Here is a 2,394-nt window from a genome sequence, read left to right on the forward strand (position 1 = left end):
GGAACTGGGAACAATGATATTTTTTTTATCAGTCCATAGAACGCAATATCCTAAATAATGAGAAATACACTTTTATATTGGTTAATGCTGTTTGCATCTGGCACAATCCTTTGGTTTTGGGAAAAACACGATCCTCTGCGTCAACTAGAATACAAATCTGTGTTTATCAAAGAATTTACAGCAGCATCAATATCATTTACTTATGGTATCATCAATACCTACACTACTTGGATGTTACTCGGTAAAATATTGGTTTTTCCTGCCAATTTCATAGAATCTACAGGTTTATTATCTTTACCTATATGGGTAAGAATAATTGCCGCCTACATATTAAAAGAGTTCTTATATTATGTAATTCATCGAGCGCAACACGCAAATAAGTATCTCTGGTTAACCCATTGCTTTCATCATTCAAGTAATACAGTATGGTGGTTATCTGCACAAAGAGTCAGCTTGATTAGTGCAATGTTATATACGGTATCTTACATAGGCTTCCCATTACTGCAAATTCCTCGACAATTTATGATGTTTGTGTTAATGCACTTGGCATTTCAAGATAATTGGATACATTTGAATGTTAAATGGCGACCTTGGATGAGAATACTGGAATGGGTGTATGTAACACCTCGGTTTCATAGCATTCATCACTATGACTTTGAAGGGAAAAATCTTGGAGACACACTTACTATTTTTGATCGGTTATTTAGCACTTATTTAGAACCAGATACATATCAGTTAGATCCCAATCAATCTGCTTCCAATAATGAACCAATCACGGCCAAAATGATTTTAGGGATTTAAAACTGGCGGAAGATACCCGACTTCTTCATTAATGATGTAAATAAATGATAAATCTTAGTTATAAGTCGGGGATCTAGTGGAAATAAACACATTCTTGATATCTGACGCACCCTATTAAGATCAATACTCAGATCAAATTCTAATTTTCGTCATTTTATTCACTATTTTCGTTAATTCTTGACAATTGACGATAATATCTTCATTTTTGCCTTCGCAGAACATACAAGCATAATCAAATCCTAACCCCTGAGCAACTGTATAATAAAAATGACTGATTTTCTCCCCAAAAATTTCAATTAAAGTTAAATTTTGTGAGAAAATAATATTTGTCACTCCACCACCATGAGGAGCAATAATAAATTTAGCTTGGGCAAATAATTTCACTTGATCTGCGAAATCTAAATCTTCAAGTACATAAGGCACAAAATCCATTTTGGCTAGATTATATATGACTTCTTCTTCATTAAGAATGCGTCGAGCATTTGCTTTTCTTCGGGAAATAAAAATTTTGGGACTTAAAACCAGATTTGGATTTGCATAACTATCTAAGTTGCTGAGAATACGTTCTCTTACCCAGTGACAAGCTTTGAGAGAAATACGTCCTCCTTCCCGTCTTTTAGAACAAATGACTAATTCATTAACCTTAGCTCTAGATCCGTTCCATTTAATATAGTCTGCTGAACTATAACCCATCAATTCTAAAGAGCGTATTTTCCATTGAGGAAGGTGCGGATCAAGAATTAAAAGAGGTTTTTTAGCTGTGTTGTTAACATAATATTCTAAAACTTCTAATCTGGTTAAAGCTTCATAAATCCAATGGGCATATAAATGACTCCAATAATTAACAAATGAACAGGCTAAATCAAAATGTTCTATATTAGCTATAGGTGCAATATATTGAGAATTAAACCCTTCCCTCATGGTGGAAATGGTAGTGTGTTCTAAAACATCGACTCTATCTAACACTGTTTCTAAAATAATATTTTTATCCTGGGTAAACCCAATGGCATAAATGCCAAATAACTCCACATTTTTGACAACTACTGCAAAAGGATCTGTAAATTGAAATTTACCTTCTTTTTCTCTAAATGCTTCAGGAATTTTTTGATAACTTATAGCTGGTTTTAGGTCAATATTTTCCTCATATTTTAACTCATATAGGTTATTCTCAGCTTGACATTGTTGGAGCAAATCTACCCTAGTAATTAGGTTATTATGTAGATAGTTAAATAAGATGTAATAAATGAATTGTAGAATAGGTAACTGTTCATATTCTGATTCTAATTTAGGAATATTATTCTCCATTTTATCTTTTTCCATCTCTTCCGTAATCGTGATGAGATGCTGATCAATGTATTGTAATAAAACAGGATATATAAGTCTAAATATCAAAAACTCTTGTACATACCGAAAAATTTTATTCATTTGCGTGTAAACCTCTTAGTTCTGTTAGATGCACTTGACAATATAATTGTCTGGGTTTTTGGTTATATTTGAGATGAATTTAATCAATATTTAAGAAAACTGTAGTAGGACTTACGCAAGTGTCACACTAAAAATCTGTTCTAGGGTGCGTCAGATATCAAGAATCTG

The 2,394-nt window shown here is 32.6% G+C and carries 2 protein-coding genes; one reads left to right on the forward strand and one right to left on the reverse strand.

Going from position 1 to position 2,394, the window contains the following annotated elements; genetic code table 11:
- Positions 1–57 precede the first annotated feature (57 nt).
- Positions 58–801, forward strand: a complete 744-nt coding sequence (locus ACIR131C_RS0105555; protein ID WP_081677165.1) for a sterol desaturase family protein — start codon at positions 58–60, stop codon at positions 799–801.
- A gap of 132 nt (positions 802–933) precedes the next feature.
- Here the strand turns inward: ACIR131C_RS0105555 and ACIR131C_RS0105560 are convergent, their stop codons facing one another.
- Entirely contained in the window at positions 934–2,226 is a 1,293-nt protein-coding gene (locus tag ACIR131C_RS0105560) for a glycosyltransferase family 61 protein (protein ID WP_051347498.1), read from the reverse strand.
- Between the last annotated feature and the right edge of the window lie 168 nt (positions 2,227–2,394).

The sequence above is a fragment of the Dolichospermum circinale AWQC131C genome (genome assembly GCF_000426905.1).
GTDB classification, from domain to species: Bacteria; Cyanobacteriota; Cyanobacteriia; order Cyanobacteriales; family Nostocaceae; genus Dolichospermum; species Dolichospermum circinale.

Excerpts from the sequence above, each read along its gene's own strand:
- ACIR131C_RS0105555 (WP_081677165.1), top strand. The coding sequence starts at position 58 with ATGAGAAATACACTTTTATATTGGTTAATGCTGTTTGCATCTGGCACA.
- ACIR131C_RS0105560 (WP_051347498.1), bottom strand. The coding sequence starts at position 2,226 with ATGAATAAAATTTTTCGGTATGTACAAGAGTTTTTGATATTTAGACTT.